The organism is Spongiibacter nanhainus, from assembly GCF_016132545.1.
In the GTDB taxonomy this organism is placed as follows: Bacteria; Pseudomonadota; Gammaproteobacteria; order Pseudomonadales; family Spongiibacteraceae; genus Spongiibacter; species Spongiibacter nanhainus.
Map to the genome: position 1 here is coordinate 1,554,455 of NZ_CP066167.1, position 18,227 is coordinate 1,572,681.

General features: G+C 57.8%; 18 protein-coding genes, 1 tRNA gene and 1 other RNA gene. 17 read left to right on the forward strand and 3 right to left on the reverse strand.

Annotated elements, in window-relative coordinates:
* The first annotated feature begins 130 nt into the window (after positions 1-130).
* The 4 genes from plsB (at position 131) to I6N98_RS07035 (ending at position 5,252) form a co-directional block, all read left to right on the forward strand.
* Positions 131-2,602, forward strand: a complete 2,472-nt coding sequence (gene plsB, locus I6N98_RS07020; protein ID WP_198571079.1) for a glycerol-3-phosphate 1-O-acyltransferase PlsB — start codon at positions 131-133, stop codon at positions 2,600-2,602.
* A gap of 146 nt (positions 2,603-2,748) precedes the next feature.
* Positions 2,749-3,492 (forward strand): MlaA family lipoprotein, encoded by a 744-nt coding sequence (locus tag I6N98_RS07025; RefSeq protein ID WP_198571080.1) that lies wholly within the window; start codon positions 2,749-2,751, stop codon positions 3,490-3,492.
* 84 nt (positions 3,493-3,576) lie between these two features.
* A complete protein-coding gene (locus tag I6N98_RS07030) occupies positions 3,577-4,758 on the forward strand; it encodes a PP2C family protein-serine/threonine phosphatase (protein WP_198571081.1) in 1,182 nt (393 codons plus the stop codon).
* Between the two features lie 5 nt (positions 4,759-4,763).
* On the forward strand, positions 4,764-5,252 hold the full coding sequence (locus I6N98_RS07035; protein ID WP_198571082.1) for an STAS domain-containing protein: 489 nt from the start codon (positions 4,764-4,766) through the stop codon (positions 5,250-5,252).
* 21 nt (positions 5,253-5,273) lie between these two features.
* Here I6N98_RS07035 and I6N98_RS07040 read toward each other — a convergent pair whose 3' ends face one another.
* The 3 genes from I6N98_RS07040 to dusA all read right to left on the reverse strand — a co-directional run bounded on the left by I6N98_RS07040 (position 5,274) and on the right by dusA (position 7,853).
* Positions 5,274-5,720, reverse strand: a complete 447-nt coding sequence (locus I6N98_RS07040; RefSeq protein WP_198571083.1) for a tellurite resistance TerB family protein — start codon at positions 5,718-5,720, stop codon at positions 5,274-5,276.
* Positions 5,720-6,667 (reverse strand): transaldolase, encoded by a 948-nt coding sequence (gene tal, locus I6N98_RS07045; RefSeq protein WP_198571084.1) that lies wholly within the window; start codon positions 6,665-6,667, stop codon positions 5,720-5,722. The genes I6N98_RS07040 and tal overlap by 1 nt, the downstream gene beginning before the upstream one ends.
* Positions 6,668-6,749: 82 nt before the next feature.
* The gene (dusA, locus tag I6N98_RS07050) at positions 6,750-7,853 is read right to left on the reverse strand and encodes a tRNA dihydrouridine(20/20a) synthase DusA (RefSeq protein WP_337924607.1); all 1,104 of its coding nucleotides are present in this window, start codon (positions 7,851-7,853) and stop codon (positions 6,750-6,752) included.
* Between the two features lie 437 nt (positions 7,854-8,290).
* Here dusA and gltX point away from each other — a divergent pair, with 437 nt between their 5' ends.
* The 13 genes from gltX (at position 8,291) to I6N98_RS07115 (ending at position 17,976) form a co-directional block, all read left to right on the forward strand.
* On the forward strand, positions 8,291-9,787 hold the full coding sequence (gltX, locus tag I6N98_RS07055; protein ID WP_198571086.1) for a glutamate--tRNA ligase: 1,497 nt from the start codon (positions 8,291-8,293) through the stop codon (positions 9,785-9,787).
* Between the two features lie 88 nt (positions 9,788-9,875).
* A tRNA-Ala gene (locus tag I6N98_RS07060) sits at positions 9,876-9,951 on the forward strand.
* A 127-nt stretch (positions 9,952-10,078) separates the two neighbouring features.
* Positions 10,079-10,357 (forward strand): polyhydroxyalkanoic acid system family protein, encoded by a 279-nt coding sequence (locus tag I6N98_RS07065; RefSeq protein ID WP_198571087.1) that lies wholly within the window; start codon positions 10,079-10,081, stop codon positions 10,355-10,357.
* Positions 10,358-10,474: 117 nt separating this feature from the next.
* Positions 10,475-11,914 (forward strand): DegQ family serine endoprotease, encoded by a 1,440-nt coding sequence (locus I6N98_RS07070; protein WP_232787489.1) that lies wholly within the window; start codon positions 10,475-10,477, stop codon positions 11,912-11,914.
* 71 nt (positions 11,915-11,985) lie between these two features.
* On the forward strand, positions 11,986-12,582 hold the full coding sequence (locus I6N98_RS07075) for a DUF4136 domain-containing protein (protein ID WP_198571088.1): 597 nt from the start codon (positions 11,986-11,988) through the stop codon (positions 12,580-12,582).
* A gap of 86 nt (positions 12,583-12,668) precedes the next feature.
* An RNA gene (ffs, locus tag I6N98_RS07080) (signal recognition particle sRNA small type) lies at positions 12,669-12,765 on the forward strand.
* Between the two features lie 137 nt (positions 12,766-12,902).
* Positions 12,903-14,723, forward strand: coding sequence for a DNA polymerase III subunit gamma/tau (dnaX, locus tag I6N98_RS07085; RefSeq protein ID WP_198571089.1), 1,821 nt, complete (start codon positions 12,903-12,905; stop codon positions 14,721-14,723).
* A gap of 48 nt (positions 14,724-14,771) precedes the next feature.
* On the forward strand, positions 14,772-15,095 hold the full coding sequence (locus I6N98_RS07090) for a YbaB/EbfC family nucleoid-associated protein (RefSeq protein ID WP_198571090.1): 324 nt from the start codon (positions 14,772-14,774) through the stop codon (positions 15,093-15,095).
* Positions 15,096-15,115: 20 nt separating this feature from the next.
* The gene (gene recR / locus I6N98_RS07095) at positions 15,116-15,721 is read left to right on the forward strand and encodes a recombination mediator RecR (protein ID WP_198571091.1); all 606 of its coding nucleotides are present in this window, start codon (positions 15,116-15,118) and stop codon (positions 15,719-15,721) included.
* On the forward strand, positions 15,714-16,850 hold the full coding sequence (gene rnd, locus I6N98_RS07100) for a ribonuclease D (protein ID WP_232787490.1): 1,137 nt from the start codon (positions 15,714-15,716) through the stop codon (positions 16,848-16,850). The genes recR and rnd overlap by 8 nt, the downstream gene beginning before the upstream one ends.
* 6 nt (positions 16,851-16,856) lie before the next feature.
* The gene (locus tag I6N98_RS07105) at positions 16,857-17,123 is read left to right on the forward strand and encodes a YcgL domain-containing protein (protein ID WP_198571092.1); all 267 of its coding nucleotides are present in this window, start codon (positions 16,857-16,859) and stop codon (positions 17,121-17,123) included.
* Positions 17,124-17,125: 2 nt separating this feature from the next.
* A complete protein-coding gene (locus I6N98_RS07110; RefSeq protein WP_198571093.1) occupies positions 17,126-17,575 on the forward strand; it encodes a YcgN family cysteine cluster protein in 450 nt (149 codons plus the stop codon).
* A 5-nt stretch (positions 17,576-17,580) separates the two neighbouring features.
* On the forward strand, positions 17,581-17,976 hold the full coding sequence (locus I6N98_RS07115) for a hypothetical protein (RefSeq protein WP_198571094.1): 396 nt from the start codon (positions 17,581-17,583) through the stop codon (positions 17,974-17,976).
* The last annotated feature ends 251 nt before the right edge of the window (positions 17,977-18,227 follow it).

The following is an 18,227-nucleotide window of genomic DNA, read 5'->3' on the forward strand; positions in this document are numbered from 1 at the left end:
GGCCCGCCAATTCACGTGTGCCCGGAAACCGCGACCCGGGAGGTGTAAACGCGTTAAAATACTGCCAAAAGCGCGGTCGCATACATATCGACCGCCCGATAACGAATCTCTCTGCCTTGGAAACGCTTTCATGCCCTGGTTTACCCGCTGGTATTTTCTGCTTTGTCGTCTGTTGGTTGCGCCCATCATTCGCCTGGTTCACCCCAGCCTGATTCAACTTGACGAGCAGCTGCCGGAACAGCTCGATGGCAAGCCGGTGTGCTACGTGCTGCGGCGCCACAGCTGGACTGACCGCTTTTTGTTGGAGCGCCTGGCCCGGCAGCAGGGCTTGCCGGTGCTGAGCGCCCGACCCGGGGCTTTACCCGATCAGGAGCACGCCACCTGTTTGTACTTGCCGGTATTAAAAGGGGACAGTAAACGCAAGCAGCAACCCCTCCAGGCGCTGATCGACAGCCTCGGTACGCGGGAGTCCCCGGAAGACTACCCGCTGCAAATTGTGCCGGTGTCTATCTTCTGGGGGCGGGACCCCGGCTCGGAAACCTCGTTCTGGCGTTTGCTGTTGGGTGACGGCGAGCGGGGCGGTGCGCTTCGCAAGTTGCTGGTGATGATCGCCCAGCGCAACAATGTGCTGGTCCACTTTGCCCAGCCTTTGGATTTCAACACTTTGGTGGCCCGCAAGCAGCAGGATGCCAGGGAGGCGGCGCGAACTCTGGCGCGGACGCTGTCTTTTTACTATAGCCGCCGCAAGGTGGCGACCCTGGGGCCGAGCCTGTTGTCCAGGGGGCAGATCATTTCTATGGTGATGCGCCGGCCGGCGGTGACTGCTGCCATTGACGAGCTGGTCGCCAGTGAGGGCGAGAGCCGGGCCAAGCTGGAGAAGTCGGCCCGCAAGATGGCCGACGAAGTGGCGGCCAACTTCGACTCGCGATTATTGCGGGTGCTGGATCTGATTCTGACCTGGGTATTTCGCAAGTTGTTTACCGGTTTGCGGGTCCACCACGCCGACCGACTGCGCCGGGCAGCCAACGATCGTCAACTGGTCTACATGCCCAGCCATCGCAGTCATTTTGACTACCTGCTGATTTCCTATGCGCTGTACAAGCAGGGCTTGGTGCCGCCTCATATCGCCGCCGGGATCAACCTGAATTTTTGGCCGGTGGGTGGACTGCTGCGCCGTGGCGGGGCCTTTTATATCCGCCGCAAATTTGGTGGCGACAAGCTCTACAGCGCGGTATTTAAATCCTACCTGGGGGTGATTCTGTCCCGGGGCTACCCCATGGAATTCTTCCCTGAGGGGGGGCGCAGCCGCACCGGGCGATTACTGCCGCCCAAGCTGGGCATGTTGAAAATGACCCTGGAATCCTGCCTGCAACAGCCCGGGCGCAAGGTTGCCATTGTGCCGATTTACGTGGGCTACGATAAATTGGTGGAGGGAGCGTCCTATGTGAAGGAGCTGCGCGGCGCAGGTAAAACCAAGGAGTCTGCGGGCAGTTTGTTAAAAGCCCGGCGTATCTTTAAAACCTCTTACGGTAGCCCCCATGTGGCCTTTGGTGCGCCCATCAGCCTGGAAGAGTGTCTCACTCGGGTGTGTGGCAACTGGCGGCAGCAGGCTCAGGCCGGCGACTTCGGTTTCTTGCCGGGGGCGATTCAGCACATTGCCCAGGAGAATATGACCCGCATTAATGCGGCGGCGGTGGTCAATCCTATCGGTCTGGTGGCGATGATTCTGCTATCCAGCCCTCAGCGGGCGATGGCCGAGCAGGAGCTGCTGGCGCAAATTGACTACTTTATCGCGCTGCTGCAGCGTCGCCCCTACAGCGAGGACGTGGTGCTGCCCGAGGGCGACGCCAGAGAAATCTTCGAGCAGGCCGCCCGCACCGCCGGTTTGTCCCGTATCGAGCACCCCTGGGGCCCGATTATCACCGCCACCGGTCGTGAAGCGGTGCTGCTGACCTACTACCGCAACTCGGTGATGCATGTGCTGGCCCTGCCCAGTTTGATTGCGCGTTTCTTCCGCCACGTTGAGCAAGTCCAGCAATCCTCACTGGTCGAGGCTTGCGCCGATATGCTGCCCTTTTTGCAGGGTGAGTTGTTCCTGCGGGTGGAGGCCGAAGATTTCAGTGCCGAAGTGGCCGAGCATATCGACCAGCTGGTGGACCTGGAGTTATTGAAACGGGAGGGTGACACCCTCAGCCGGCCCGAGGTTGGCACCATGGCCTTTGCGGTGCTGACCGGTCTGGGGCGGATTCTGCGGGAAACGCTGGAACGCTACACCATGAGCAGCCTGTTGCTGGCCCGCAACCCGGGGACGGAGGCCGCTCCCCGTCTCGATGTAGAGAATCAAATTATCGAAATGGCCCAGCGCCTGGCCATCCTCAGCGGCCGAGAGGCCCCGGAGTACTTCGATAAAAACCTGTTTAAGGTCTATATCGATACCTTGATCAGTGAGGGCCTGTTGCAATCTGAACAGCGGGACGACGAGGCGTGGATCTGGAGCGATGGCCGTTTGTCTCAACACGCTCAGCGCTGGGTGAACTTGTTGGGCCCCGATGTGCAGCAAAGCATGTTGCAGCTTATTGCCCGACCGGATGCGCCGGTGTGATGGCTGGACTGTGGTCGTGACAGCGTGGTGGGGCGCGCGACACGCGGCGATTCTATCCTGCGCCTTATTGCCATAACTTTGTCTGGTGTCAAACACCCGGGTATTCGGTATAGTTCAGGGATGACTTTGGAAGAGCGTTACCTGTAATGCGAGACTCCCTTCGATATTGGCAAAAGTGTTGGCAGCTCAGCGCCCTGTTTGCCTTGGTGACACTGGCCTTGCCGTCCCATGCCAATGACAGCAAGGGCGATCCGCGAGACCCCTGGGAGGGGTTTAACCGCGGTATTTTCGCCTTTAATGAGGCGGCGGATCGCTATGTTGCCACGCCGATAGCACGAGGCTATAAGACGGTCACTCCCGGTTTTGTCGATACCAGCATAGATAACTTTTTCAATAATATTGGTGAGTTTAAAAACTTCACCAACAACCTTTTGCAAGGCAGCCTTGGTGATGCCGGCACAGATTTGAGTCGTTTTGTGGTCAACACCACTGTTGGTGTATTGGGTATTTTCGATGTTGCCTCCTATGTGGGCCTGGAGCGTGAAAACGAGGATTTTGGACAAACCCTGGCAGTGTGGGGGGTAGGCGATGGCCCCTACCTGATGCTGCCGGTGTTGGGGGCCAGTACCCTGAGGGACGGCGTAGGCCGGGGCGTGGATTCGCTGAGCTCGCCGCAGCGGGCCGTGGAGCCCGAAAGCGCCGATTATGGGCTGACCTTCCTTGAGTTGGTACAAAAACGGGCGGCCTTGTTGGGCGCTGAAGATCTGATCAGCGGCGATAAATACAGCTTTTTAAAGGATGCCTACTTTCAGCGCCGCGAGTTCTTAATTAACGACGGCGAGTTCCAAGACAGCTTTGGCGATGAGGACTTCGAATCCTTTGATTTCTGACCCGGTCTCACGTCTTGTTCAGAACGTGAATCCTGCACAGCTACGGAGCTTGCGCACTGACTGTGTGGCGAGTAAAAAGGCGCCATGACCACCTCCAACCGTCAGCGACTGTTGCTCGTGCAGCAAGTCGATCCAGTTCACGAGCAGTTTATTGGTGTCCTTCGCAGCCTGGGCGTCGAGCTGGTGGTGACCGACGACAAAAATGATGCGCTGACGATGTTCCGGGAAGAAGAGATCGATATGGTGATGATCGATATCGATTTGCCGGACGAGCAGGGCATTTATCTGCTGGATCGCATGGCCGCCGACCCCCGCGAGCTGCCGCTGGTGGCGATCTCCCGCCGCAAGAACGCTGCCGATGTGGTCTCCGCCGTGCGTCATGGCGCAACCGACTACCTGATGTTGCCACCGGAGAGCAATGACGTGGTGCGCCACGTGTTGGATCGGGCGCTGGAGCGCTGTGCCCTCAAGCGGGAAAACCTTGCCTACCGCACCAAGTTGGAGAACGCCAACCGCGAATTGCTGGAGAGCCTGACCCATCTGCAGCAGGACCAGCAGGCTGGCAAACACGTGCAACAGGTACTACTGCCGGACACCCCCAAAGATATAAAGGGCTACCGTTTTTGCCACTTTATCCTGCCCTCGCTCTACCTCAGCGGTGATTTTGTTGACTATTTCCTGGTGGGCGATGATCACGCGGTGTTTTTTGTTGCCGATGTGTCCGGGCACGGCGCCAGTTCCGCCTTTGTCACGGTATTTCTTAAAAACCTGTTTGCCCGCAAGCGCAGTGACTTCCTCCATCGCGGCTCCACCGCAATCTTGTCACCGGCCAAAATGCTGGCCATTGCCAATCGCGAGCTGTTGGAGATGGGGATTGGTAAGCACGTCACATTGTGCGTGGGGGTCTTTGATCTAAAATGCCATCAGCTGTGTTACTCGGTGGCAGGGCATTTGCCGGCGCCGGTGCAGTCCCGCAAAGGCGAGGCGGTGTTCCTGACTGAGCACGATATGCCAGTCGGTTTGTTTGCCGATGCGACCTATACCGACCATATGATCAGCTTTCCGGCAGGTACTGTCCTGACCTTGTTTTCGGATGGTATATTGGAAGTGCTAGACTACGAAACATTGGAACAAAAAGAGCAGGCGCTGTTGTCTATATTGAGTGATGGCCAGACTTCATCCCACGACTTGGTGTCGCGGTTTGGTTTGGACAACATCGACGAAGCGCCAGACGATATTGCAATACTGGTAGTAAGTAGGTTGTAGGTATCATGCAGCCAGGTAAGATTCTTGTCGCCGAACACGATGGCGCCTTTGTCATCAAATTGGTGGGCGACGTTCGTCTGACCCTGTGCACCACCTTGGACGAATTTTTTGACGAGATGTTTGCCAGCGAGGGTTTTGCCAGCGTGGTGGTGGACCTCGCCGATGCCGTCAATGTCGACAGCACCACACTGGGCCTGCTGGCCAAGTTGGCGCTAAAGGCCAAGGAGCGCTTCTCCTTTGTGCCGGTCATCCTCTCCACCAACCCCAACATTACCCGCGTGCTGGACAGCATGGGCTTTGATCGGGTGTTTCGTATTCGTCAGGAGCCACTGGAAGACGACGAGGACCTGGGCGAACTGCCGGTGCTGCCGGAGAGTGAGGAGGGGGTTCATAAGCGGGTGCTTGAAGCCCACCGGGTGTTGATGGGGCTCAGCGAAGACAACCGCGCACAATTCCGTGAGCTGGTATCCCTGCTGGAAGGCCAGTGCTTCTAGCGCCAGCCTGGCGCGGCGTAGTTACAGTCCCGCAGCCTTTGTGACCTCCAACTTCGCTCTAATAAAATCCGAGTGGGGCAGATAGATCAGGTCTGATACCTTGCGGATCACGTAGTCTTCATACTTGTCGATGCGGCCGTCTTCGGCAGCCACTTCCCACAGCGATTTGATCAACAGGTATTTCTCTTCATTGCTGCAGTTATCGTTGATGAAGCGCGTATAAGGATAGAGAGACGTGCCCTGGTGGCTGTGGTCTTCCACGTCCTTCATAAAACCTTCCATGTCATCCACGGACACAGAAAAATGGCGGCTGAGCAAATCGCGGATTTTTTCCACCTCCGCCGGATCCTGGTCGTAGTCCGATTTACTGACCTCAATTAACAGCGCGCCGGCGGCTTTTTCCAGGGTCATGGTCTCAGCTTCGTCGGGCGTGTCGTTACCCAGCATTTTGCGCAGCAGTTCAAACATTAGGCCGACCACTCCTTGAGCAGGGTTTCCAGTTTGACCTGATCGGCGGCAAAGGTACGGATGCCCTCAGCCAGCTTTTCTGTGGCCATGGCGTCCTCATTGAGCGCCCAGCGAAAGTTGGATTCTCCCAAAGTCATTCGCGGAATGCTCTCAAACTGGGCGTCCGGTACCAGCCGGCGCGGCAGCTCGCCCTGGGCCTCGCTTAACTCCTCCAGCAGCGCCGGGCTAATGGTGAGGCGGTCACAGCCGGCTAGGGCCTCGATTTCGCCGATATTGCGGAAGCTGGCGCCCATCACAACGGTGTCGTAACCGTGCTGTTTGTAATAAGCGTAGATGGCCGTGACTGACTGTACGCCGGGGTCTTGTTCGGGGCGTTCAACCGTCATGCCTTTGGCTACATGCCAGTCCAGTATGCGGCCGACAAAGGGGGAGATGAGCGTGGCGCCGGCTTCGGCGCAGGCGGCGGCTTGGACCAAACTGAACAGTAATGTCAGGTTGCACTCTATGCCTTCCCGCTCCAGGACCTCTGCGGCTTGAATTCCCTCCCAGGTTGAGGCGATTTTGATCAGCAATTTATCCCGGGAAACGCCAGCCTTTTGATATTCGTCGACGATGGTGCGGGCTTCAGCAACGGTGGCGGCAGTATCGAAAGACAATCGTGCGTCCACTTCTGTAGAGACCTTACCGGGGACCAATTGGCAAATCTCAGTGCCGATGGCCACTGCCAGTTTTAAGCTCGCCATCTTTAACTCGGCGGCGGTATTGCCGCCGTTGTCCGCCACGACCCGGCTGATCAATTCCTGATATTGGGGCAGCTGGGCTGCCTTGAGCAGCAGCGACGGGTTGGTGGTGGCGTCGCGGGGAGAAAAACGGCGAATCGCTTCAATGTCGCCAGTGTCGGCGACAACGTCGGTCATGGTTTTCAGCTGCTCGAGTTTACTACTCATAAATGCGTGTCCGTTCCTGTATCTTCACTCTTGAGCGATTTTTGCTCTTATGTCTCGTTTGTGGTGATCCGAGACAACACTACTAGGCAGAAAGCTGGCCCAGGCTTTCAGTCTCGGCCCGGCGCTGGGCAGCGCGCTCCCTGGCCGCTTCGATAAAGCTTAAGGCGTTTTCCAGCGTTTCGATACCCGCGTCATCCCGGTGTGCGTGTTGTGACAGGTGGCGCCGAAACTGTTTGGCGCCTCCCAAACCATTGAACAAGCCCAGTGTGTGGCGGGTAATATGGTGGAGTCGAGTGCCGGCTGTGAGTTCCTTCTCAATATAATCGTACAGACCTCTAATGGCATCCAGGCGGTCCGTGACCGGCGAGGCGCCGCCGTAAATCTGCTGATCTACGTCCGCTAATACCCAGGGAGTGTGGTAAGCACTGCGTCCCAGCATAATACCGTCAACATGTGACAAATGGTTCAGCCCAGCTCTTACGTCTTCGATGCCGCCATTGATGATGACCTCCAGCTCCGGGAAATCATTTTTGAGACGGTAGACCATGGGGTAGTTCAGCGGCGGGATCTCTCGATTTTCTTTAGGGCTAAGTCCCTTTAGCCAGGCTTTTCTGGCGTGGACAATCACGGCGTCGCTACCGGCATCGGCCACCGCGCCGACAAAGTCACGCAGCGGGCCGTAACCCTCCTGGTCGTCAACGCCGATGCGGTGCTTGACCGTGACGGGCAGGGCAGTGGCGTCCTTCATTGCTTTGACGCCGTCGGCCACCATGCCGGGGCGGGTCATCAGGCAGGCGCCAAAAAAGCCATTCTGGACCCGGTCTGAGGGGCAGCCGCAGTTCAGGTTGATCTCCCGATATTGCCACTGCTCGGCCAGTTTCGCTGCCGTTGCCAGCGCATCGGGTTCATTGCCGCCCACCTGTAGGGCCAAGGGGTGTTCTTCTTCGGAATAATCCAGATGGCGGCGAACATCACCGTGCAGCAGTGCCCCGGTGGTGACCATCTCTGTGTAAAACACCGCGCGCTTGGTGAGCTGGCGCCAAAATACCCGACAATGTCTGTCAGACCAGTCCATCATGGGCGCGGCGCAAAAGCGGCGATCCAGCGGCGCTGCGGGCGCTCGGCCTGCTTCACCGCCGGTAGGCCCGGAAGGGGGGGTATTGGGAGCTTGGAGCTTATCCGACAAGTATTGGTGCCTCGTTGAAGTAAACAGATTTAGGACTTTGCTGACGCTGAAACCGCAAAACCCACAGTTTATCAGCAAGCCAGGGGTAAGGTGTATTGGCGGTGTCCAAGCAATCTGTATGGGGCTAAATAAAGCGGATTTGTTAATGTGGTATTTTGTGCGTCGCATCAAAGAAATCGTTAGAGCAATTTGAGATAGTGACACTGAGCCAAGCAAGAGTACTTTCGGTAGCTCCTCCTGGGCACCGGAATTTGCCGCGACAGAAAGCTCCCTTCTCTGTCGCGGTTTTTTTATGCCCGCAATTTGTTGGGGCTTTTCGCCGATTGGTGGCGGATTGCCGTGTAAAGCGCTGCGGTGGCGCCGTATAATACGCGGCTTTGTTTCCCGCCTCGCTTGGGGCGGAATCCGCAATAGACTTAGCTACGGTGATGTCCTCTATGACTGTAAGAACCCGCATTGCTCCCTCTCCCACGGGTGATCCCCACGTCGGAACCGCCTATATTGCCCTGTTCAATTATTGCTTTGCCAAAAGCCATGGCGGTGAGTTTTTGCTGCGTATTGAGGACACCGATCAACAGCGCAGCACGGCGGCCTCCGAGCAGGCGATTTTTGACTCGCTGCGTTGGCTGGGTCTGGATTGGGACGAAGGGCCGGACGTGGGCGGCAATTGCGGACCCTACCGTCAAAGTGAACGCAGTGATATTTACCGCCAGTACTGCGAGCAGCTTTTGTCTGAGGGCAAGGCCTTTCGCTGCTACCGCACCGCCGACGAGCTGAATGACCTGCGTGAGGCCCGCCGGGCGGCGGGGCAGCACACCGCGCTGAAGCCCTCAGACTTGAAGCTCCCCGACGACGAGGTAGCGCGTCGGGAGGCGGCGGGGGACCCCTATGTGATCCGTATGGTGGTACCGGAAGAAGAGGGGCGCTGCGACATTGACGATATGCTGCGGGGCACCATCGAGCTGGACTGGGGGCAGGTGGACGCCCAGATTCTGTTGAAATCCGACGGTTTGCCCACTTACCACTTAGCCAATGTGGTGGACGATCACTTGATGGGTATTACCCATGTACTGCGGGGCGAGGAGTGGATCAATTCCGCCCCCAAACACAAATTGCTTTACGAGTACTTTGGCTGGGAGATGCCGGTGCTGTGTCACCTGCCGCTGCTGCGCAACCCGGATAAGAGCAAGCTCAGTAAACGCAAAAACCCCACCAGTATCTGGTACTACCAGCGCATGGGCTTTTTGCCCGAGGCCTTGCTGAACTACCTGGGCCGCATGGGCTGGTCGATGCCGGATGAGCGCGAGAAGTTCGACTTGGCCACCATGCTTGAGCATTTCGACATTCAGCGGGTAAGCCTGGGCGGCCCTATTTTTGATGTCGAGAAATTGCGCTGGCTCAATGGCCTGTGGCTGCGGGAAGACCTCAGCGATGATGAGCTTATTCAACGACTTCAGACTTGGGCCCTCAACCGGGACAACCTGGAGCGGATGCTGCCCCATCTGAAGCAGCGGGTGGAGGTGTTTACCGATATCGCACCGCTGGCCAGCTTCCTATTGTCCGGTATGTTGCCACTGACCGAGGAGAGCTTTGCCGGCTGTAGTCTCGAGGAGGAAGAGCTGTTGACGGCATTGCAGTGTGCGGCCTGGCGACTGGAGGCGGAGCAGGACTGGCAACGAGACGTGCTGTTTGCCGATATCAAGGCACTGGCCACCGGTCTGGATATCAAGCTTAAGGACTTTATGCCGCCGTTGTTTGTGGCCATTGCCGGTACCACCTCATCGATTTCGGTGGTGGATGCCATGGAGCTGTTGGGACCGGAAATGAGCCGGGCGCGCTTGCGCCATGCCGTTGAAGTCCTGGGCGGAGTAGGGAAAAAACGCCTGAAGAAAATGGAGAAACGCTACCAGTCTGCCCTGCAGGCAGCCCAGTAAAACCCGGTGTGCGCAAAAAAATGTCCACGCTTTCAGGAAGTTGTTGACAAGCCAGGGGACGGTCATTAATATGCGCATCCTCCGATTCGGGGCTATAGCTCAGCTGGGAGAGCGCTTGCATGGCATGCAAGAGGTCGGCGGTTCGATCCCGCCTAGCTCCACCAAATATAAAGAAACCGCCTAATGGCGGTTTTTTTATGCCTGCGATTTTGTTTTCCCTACTTGTATCTCTACGGTCAGCCCGCATATTGTTGATATCACACTAATAATCCGTCGGTTGGAGAGTAGCAGGTGAGTACCATTTCCCTCAGTCAGGCCCATAACAAATCCCCACAGGAAGTCAGGGAGCTGGCTGAGCGCCTTGCCGTCACCCTGGAAGAGCGTTACCAAGTCCACTCCCAGTGGCGAGGCGAGAATGAAATTATCTTCAAGCGCCATGGCGTCAAAGGCCGTTTGCAGCTGGCCGAGGACGAGGTCCACCTTGAGTTAAAACTCAGTTTGCTGATGGCGCCCTTAAAATCCCGGATAGAAAGTGAGATTGCCCGGTCACTGGCAGAGAAACTTGCCTGATGGCGACAGTGCTCAGGAAAATACGCCAATTAGGGAAATTATTTTGCCACTTGTGACTCTAATAGACGGCTTTTATTACCAGTATTGAAGTCTGAGACGCGGGAGGACACAGGAACAATGGTAGAAACAAAGGGTGAGCAGTTGGCAGTGCCTGCCAAGAAGCCGGCAAGCGGTGCGGGTGTCTCGTTGTGGCGACTGGTTTACGCTGCGTTTGTCATGTTGCTGGTATCGCTGTATGCGGCACCGGTCAGCGCGCTGTTGCCGCAAGCGGACAGTGATGGCAAAGCGCTGCCAAGCCTGGCGCCGATGCTGAAAAACGTGAATCCGGCGGTGGTGAATATCTCTACCTTTACCACCCGGCGGGTGGCGCAGAACCCCCTTCTCAACGATCCCTTTTTTCGTCATTTTTTCAATGTGCCCGAGCAGCAGCGGCAGCCCCGGCAGCGCCGAACGCAAAGCGCTGGCTCCGGGGTGATTATCGATGCCAAAGCGGGCACGGTGCTGACCAATCACCACGTGATTGACGGTGCCGATGAGATCACTGTGGCGATGGAAGACGGTCGCAGCTACACCGCTGAGCTGATTGGGTCCGACCCAGATGTGGATATCGCGGTGTTGAAGATTGACGCAGATAACCTCCACAGCGTGTCCATGGCCAACTCCGACCAGCTCCAAGTCGGCGACTTTGTGGTCGCAATCGGTAACCCCTTTGGACTGGGTCAGACCGTGACCACCGGTATTGTGAGTGCCCTGGGGCGCACAGGCCTGGGGATCGAAGGCTACGAAAACTTTATCCAAACCGACGCCTCCATTAACCCGGGCAACTCAGGTGGTGCCCTGGTCAACCTGCGAGGTGAGCTGGTAGGGATCAATACCGCCATTCTGGCCCCTTCAGGTGGCAACGTAGGCATCGGCTTTGCGATTCCCGTCAATATGGCCCGGGCCAGTATTGACCAGATTCTCGAACACGGCGAAGTCCGCCGTGGTCAGTTGGGCGTGGTTATTCAGGACCTAACTGCAGAACTGGCCGAAGCCTTTGATATCGACCGTCATCAGCGCGGCGCCGTAATCGCCGAGGTGCAAGAGGATTCTGCGGCAGACAAGGCGGGCTTAAAGGCTGGCGACGTGGTAGTGGAAGTGGATGGCAAGGAGATTCTCAGCTCTGCTCAGCTGCGCAATGCCATTGGTCTGCGGCGTATTGGCGACAAAGTGGAGCTGAAAATTCTCAGAGATGGCAAGTCCCGCAAGGTTCGCGCTACATTGGGTGAGGCCTCTGCCGAGCTGGCAGTCGCCAACGGTGAGGTGCACCCCCTGCTAAGCGGTGTGGCACTGCAAACCGCCGACGATGAGAACGGTGTGGTGGTCAGTAAGGTCGACCCCGAGGCTCCCGCCGCGTCTCGTTTGCGTCCCGGTGACCTCATCGTGTCGGTAAACCAGCGTCGAGTGAAAAACGTAGAAGAGTTTCAAGCGGTGGCATCCCAGCGCGACGATGCCATGTTGCTGCGGGTGGTAAGAGGCCGAATGGCTTCCTGGGTAGTGCTGAAGGCCCAGCCTTGATAGCCCTGAGCAAGTGGGGCGGACAGGGTGCGGGTAAGATGCCGGTAAGGTACGGCAAGAGGAGAACAGTGATGAAGTGGTGGCTTATAGTGGCGTCGGTGGTGCTGGTTGGCTGCGCCGGCGTGCCGGTCGATACCGACTACAATACCGACTACGATTACGCCGCCGTAAGCAGCTATGCCTGGCTGCCCAGGCCGGAACCCGGGGACGACGTAAAGAGCGCCGAGCTATACAACGATCTGAGTCATCAGCGGGTGAAGGCGGCGGTGGATCAACAGTTCCGCGCCCGCGGCTACGAACTGGTCGATAGCGCCGATGACGCCTCGGTGCTGGTCACCTACCACCTTGGTTTGGAAGACAAGACCCGGATCGACGACTTTGGCTCCTGGTATACCCACTTTGGCTACTACCCGTGCTACCACTGTGTTGGTCGCCCCGGATTTGGTACACCGTACTTCCATGACGATGATCTGTGGGTTCGTCAGTACCAGGAAAATACCCTGATTATCGATTTAGTTGACCCAAAAACCAAACAACTGCTGTGGCGGGGCTCATCCAAACGCAACCAGCCACGCCTGGAAACCCCTGAAGAGCGGCGCCTGTTTGTGCTGGAGACCGTTGCCGCCATACTGGAACAGTTTCCGCCGGGCCGACAAGTCAGTAAATAGCGGATCAGGCCCTTGCATGACAGGGGCCTTTCACCCACAATAGCGCCCCCGTGATTGACCCGGTCGGTCGCGTTCTGCGGTGGTCCTTCCGGTCCCCCCGCAACGATAGATAGCAAACCCCGCCAGGCCCGGAAGGGAGCAACGGTAGTTATCGACTCGTGTGCCGGGGTGTGGCTGGTTGGACCGCCTCCAATTTCCCCTTTCCTTTATCACTAGAATCAGCCTCCTGAATTGCCGCGCTACACCGCCGCATGCAGATGCCGGTTTATGTCGATTTGACGCTGTTGTATCCTTGCCGCTCCCGTTGGAGAGAGTCGTTAATGACGTATCAGGTCCTGGCGCGTAAATGGCGTCCTAAAACCTTTCGCGAAATGGCAGGGCAGAACCACGTGCTCAAGGCGCTGGTCAATGCTCTGGACCACGACCGACTCCATCACGCCTATCTGTTTACCGGTACCCGCGGCGTGGGCAAGACCACCATTGCGCGGATTCTCGCCAAGTGTCTGAATTGCGAAACCGGTGTCAGCTCCGAGCCCTGCGGCCAGTGCCAAAACTGTGTCGCCATCAGTGAGGGGCGCTTTGTCGATCTGATAGAGGTAGACGCGGCCTCCCGTACCAAAGTCGAAGATACCCGGGAGTTGCTGGACAATGTCCAATACACGCCTACCCAGGGGCGCTACAAGGTCTACCTCATCGACGAGGTGCACATGCTCAGCGCCAGCAGCTTTAATGCGCTGCTGAAAACCCTGGAAGAGCCACCGCCCCATGTGAAATTTCTGCTGGCGACCACCGACCCGCAGAAAATTCCTGCCACTATTCTGTCCCGCTGTCTGCAGTTCAGCCTTAAGAACCTGACGCCAGAGCGGGTGGTGGACTACCTGAAAACGATCCTCGAAAAGGAAATGATCACCTTTGACGAGGGCGCCCTGTGGCTGTTGGGGCGCGCCGCCGAGGGCAGTATGCGGGACGCCTTGTCCCTTACCGATCAGGCCATCGCCTTTGGTTCGGGCAAATTGGGTGAAGAAGACGTCCGGCAGATGCTGGGCACCATCGACCACGCGGCGGTGTACCGCCTGATAAAGGCCTTGGCCGCCAGAGACGGCGCGGGTCTGCTGAATTTGGTGGCAGAGCTGTCTGAGGCCGGTGTCGATTTTGCCGGCTTGGTGGCTGAGCTGTTAGTGGTATTGCACCGCATCGCCATTGCTCAGACTGTACCGGAGGGGCTGGACAACAGCCTGGGTGATCGGGAGCAGATATTGGAATTGGCGGCGACGCTCAGTGCGGAGGACGTCCAGTTTTACTACCAAATGACCTTGATGGGTCGCCGGGATTTGGGGCTCGCACCGGATTTGCGTGCCGGACTGGAGATGCTGCTGCTGAGATTGCTGGCCTTTAAACCCGAAGGGGTTGCGGCGCCGCCCACTGAGCCACTGAGCGCATCACCGGCAGGCGGGGAGGCTGCCCCTTCGACAAAAAAGCCATCGGCGCAAGTCCCGCCGGATAGGCCGCCGGAGCCGGCTGTGCCCGTTCCGCCGGAGCGGGCTGCGCCAACCAACTCAGCAGAAGCGCCGCCACCGCCGCCGGCTCCAGAAGTGGAGCAAGACAGCGATGATCGGGGCGCCGCTGCAGCGGTTCCCACTGAGCCGGTCGCTACACCACCTGCCCCAAACGTCGATACCCCAGCTCCCGAGCCAGAGCCAGCGCCTCCGCCCTACGCTGGGCCTGACCGGGCACCCTTGGCGCTGGACGAATTGAGCCCGGCCAGTTGGCGGGAACGCTTTGAGGAATTTGCCCTGCCCGGTATGCTGGGCAGTGTCGCCGCCCATTGCCAGATTCAGTCCCAGCAGGGCAACTGCATCGATTTTGTGATTGCCGAGGCCAACGCCACGCTGCTGAATGAGCGGCATATAGAGCGCCTTCAGGAGCGTCTCAGCGAGTATTTTGGTACGCCTTTGCAGGTTCGCGTCAATGAGGGCGAGTGTGGCGAGGAGACACCGGCACGTTGGAAGGAAAGGCAGCTGGCCGCCCAATTGGCGGCGGCCCAACAGGCCTTCTCCAGCGACCCCTCGGTACAGGCCCTGATCGAGACATTTGACGGGCAGCTGGACATGGACTCTGTCACCCTGGCTGAGAAGGGGTGATACCGGTGTGGCGCAAGCCCGCTTTTATCTAATGACAGGAACAGAGATATGAAAGCCGACCTTAATGAATTGATGAAAAAAGCCTCCGAAATGCAGGAGAAAATGCAGCAGGCCCAAGAAGAGCTGGCCAAGAAGGAAGTGACTGGCGAATCCGGTGCCGGGATGGTGAAGGTGGTGATGAACGGTCGCCACGATGTGCGTCGTGTCACTATCGACGACAGCCTGATGGGGGAGGACAAGGAAATGTTGGAGGACCTGGTGGCGGCAGCAGTGAACGATGCCGTGCGTAAGGTCGAGGCCAACAATCAGGACCAAATGAGCGGTATGTTGTCGGGCATGGGAATGCCGGGCGGCTTCAAGATGCCCTTTTAAGTGCATAGCGGATTATCTGAATGAGCAGCCAGTACAGCCCGCTGATAGACGAATTGATTGAGGCGCTTCGATGCCTGCCAGGGGTGGGCCCTAAAAGTGCCCAGCGGATGAGTTTTCAGCTGCTGGAGCGCAACCGCAGCGGTGGTGCGCGGCTGGCTAAAGCTTTGGAAGCGGCCATCGACAAGGTTGGACACTGTCGTAGTTGCCGTACTTTAACGGAGCTGGATGAGTGTCTGGTATGCGCCAACCCCAAACGAGACCGGCGCACCATTTGTGTGGTGGAGTCGCCGGCCGACGTACTGGCTTTTGAGCAAAGCGGCGATTACCGCGGGGTTTACTTTGTGTTGATGGGACACCTGTCACCTATCGATGGCATCGGCCCCGCCGAGATCGGTATCGATCTGCTGGTGGAAAGAGTCAAAGCGCTGGCAGTGGAAGAATTGATCCTGGCCACCAACCCCACAGTAGAGGGGGAGGCCACAGCCTACTATATTAGTGAACAGATGCGTCAGTTGGGCGTGGCGGTCAGCCGCATCGCTCACGGCGTGCCCCTGGGCGGGGAGTTGGAATACGTCGATGCCGGTACGCTGGCCCATGCATTAAAAGGACGGCAACGTTTTGAGTGACAGCTCGCAATTGGATGAACAGATAGATTTCCACTACATCGATAGCGACCAGGCCTTAAGCGCCAGTTGCCAGCGCTGGCAGAGCGCCGATTTTATCGCTCTGGATACCGAGTTTATTCGCACCGATACCTTTTATCCCATTGCTGGCTTACTGCAGGTTGGCTGCCTGGGTGAAACTGCCCTTATCGACCCACTGGAGATAGCGGATTGGTCGCCTTTTTTAGACCTGCTGCGAGCGCCGTCAATTACCAAGGTTTTGCATTCCTGCAGTGAAGATTTTGAAGTCTTTCTGCGCCTGTTCGACTGTGTTCCAACGCCGGTGTTGGACACCCAAATCGGCGCCGCGCTGGCCGGCATGGGGGTTGGACTTAGCTATCAGAAGCTGGTGCTGGCGGTGCTGGATATTCACCTGGAAAAAGGCGAAACCCGCTCGGATTGGTTGCAGCGCCCTCTGACCGACAACCAACAGCTGTATGCTGCCTTGGATGTCTTCTACCTACAGCAGATTTACCCGATGCTTGTGGCGCGCTTGGAAGAGCTTGGGCGCACTGATTGGTGGCAGCAGGAGGGCGATCTGCAAGTGGCGTCATCCTCGCCTACACCACCGGAGCTGTCTTACCAGCGTCTTAAGTCGCTGTGGAAGCTCACTCCCCGTCAGCAGTTGGCGGCGAGAATGTTATGTGAATGGCGGGAAACAGAAGCCCGTCGCAAAGATGTGCCTCGGGGACGCATTCTCAAAGATCCCATCTGTCAGGAAGTGGCCCGACGTATGCCGGATACCACCGGGGCACTGGCATCGGTAAAAGACTTGTCGCCGGGGGTGGTACGGCGTAACGGCGACACCATCTTGTCGCTGATAGCGGCAGCCAAAGACGTCCCGGAGGATGAATTGCCGGTGCTGGCTGAACGCCCACTGAGCCGGGAGCAGTCCCAACTGGTCAAGTCATTGCGACGCTGCTGTGAAGAAGTGGCCAACGAGCTGGCGCTTCCGGTGGAAGTATTGACCAGAAAGCGGGAGTTGGAGGCGGTGATTCGCGATGGTGAATTACCCGCTGATGTGCCGCTTTGGCGTCGACAGTTGTTGACGCCGTGTCTCGAATCAGCGAACAGCTCAGCGGGCGGGGAGTAGCCAGGCGTGAAACAAATATGTGCGGTGTACCGCAGCCCGAAAAAAGAGGGCATGTACCTCTACGTGGATCACCACTTGGATTTGGCTGAGGTGCCCGAAGCCCTGTTGCTGCAGTTTGGCAAGCCTGAACGAGCGATGACCTTGGTGCTTCACCCCGAGCGCAAGTTGGCGCGAGCCGACGTAGTGAAAGTGATGGAGGCGATAGCAGAAAACGGCTACTACCTGCAGTTGCCACCCCAGCCTGAGGCCCCTTTGTCGCCCAGGGAGTCGTGAGGATGATCGCCGCTGTGGCGCCTTTTTGGCGCAGCAAATCACTGGCTGAAATGAGCCCCCGCGAGTGGGAGCTGCTTTGTGATGGTTGCGGTAAGTGTTGCCTCCACAAGCTAGAGGACGAGGACAGCGGCGAGGTATTTTATACCGATGTCGCCTGCCGGCTGCTGGATCTAGAAAGCTGTCAGTGCCGGGATTACCCCCGGCGTTTGGAGCGGGTACCCGACTGCCTTCAGTTGCGTCCGTCGGATGTTCAGCAGTTTCACTGGTTGCCAGAATCCTGCGCCTATCGGCGTCTGTCAGAAGGGCGGGGCTTAGCCTCCTGGCACCCTCTGGTCAGCGGCGATGACAGCAGCGTACACAGCGCCGGTGTATCGGTTAGGCATCGCTGCGTGAGTGAAGCCCAGGTCGCCGACGAGGACCTGGAAGAACACATTATTAACTGGATTGAGTGACAACGATGATAGACCCCAATGATTACCAGTTTTCCTGGCAGGTTTACTTGGGCGTTGGCTTATTGGCGATGCTGCTGTGGGTGGCTCTGCTGTGGGGGCTTAAGTCATTCTTTTTGCGACTATGGTTAATCCTGGCCGCTGCCGCGTTTTTGTTTATGCCGGTCAAGCATCCCGACGACGTTACCCTGTGGGTCCCGGCCAGTGTTGGGTCGGTGCTGAGTTGGATCACCGCCGGGCTCGATAGCGCTATGCCAGCCTTGGTCGCATTAGGCGGTGGTCAGGTGTTGGCACTAGTGATCGCCTTGCTGGTCGCCGTGGTGCTTAGCCGCCGGCAACCTCAAGCCGCCAACAGCGCGCCGGCCCAGCGCCGCGAGCCCGAGCTGGATAGCGGTAAGGGTTAACAATCACGGCTCGTTGGCCGGGTAGGACGGACATCGCCTTTTATGTCCGTCGCAATATCGGTGGACAGATACAGCGTTGTCCACCCTACGCTCCAAGCCATCGTTTGCGATCACAGCCCGGTGGACGGACATCGCCTTTCATATCCGTTGCAATATCAGGGGACAGATACAGCGTTGTCCACCCTACATTCCACGCCATCGTTTGTGATCACAGCCCGGTAGGACGGACATCGCCTTTTATGTCTGTCGCA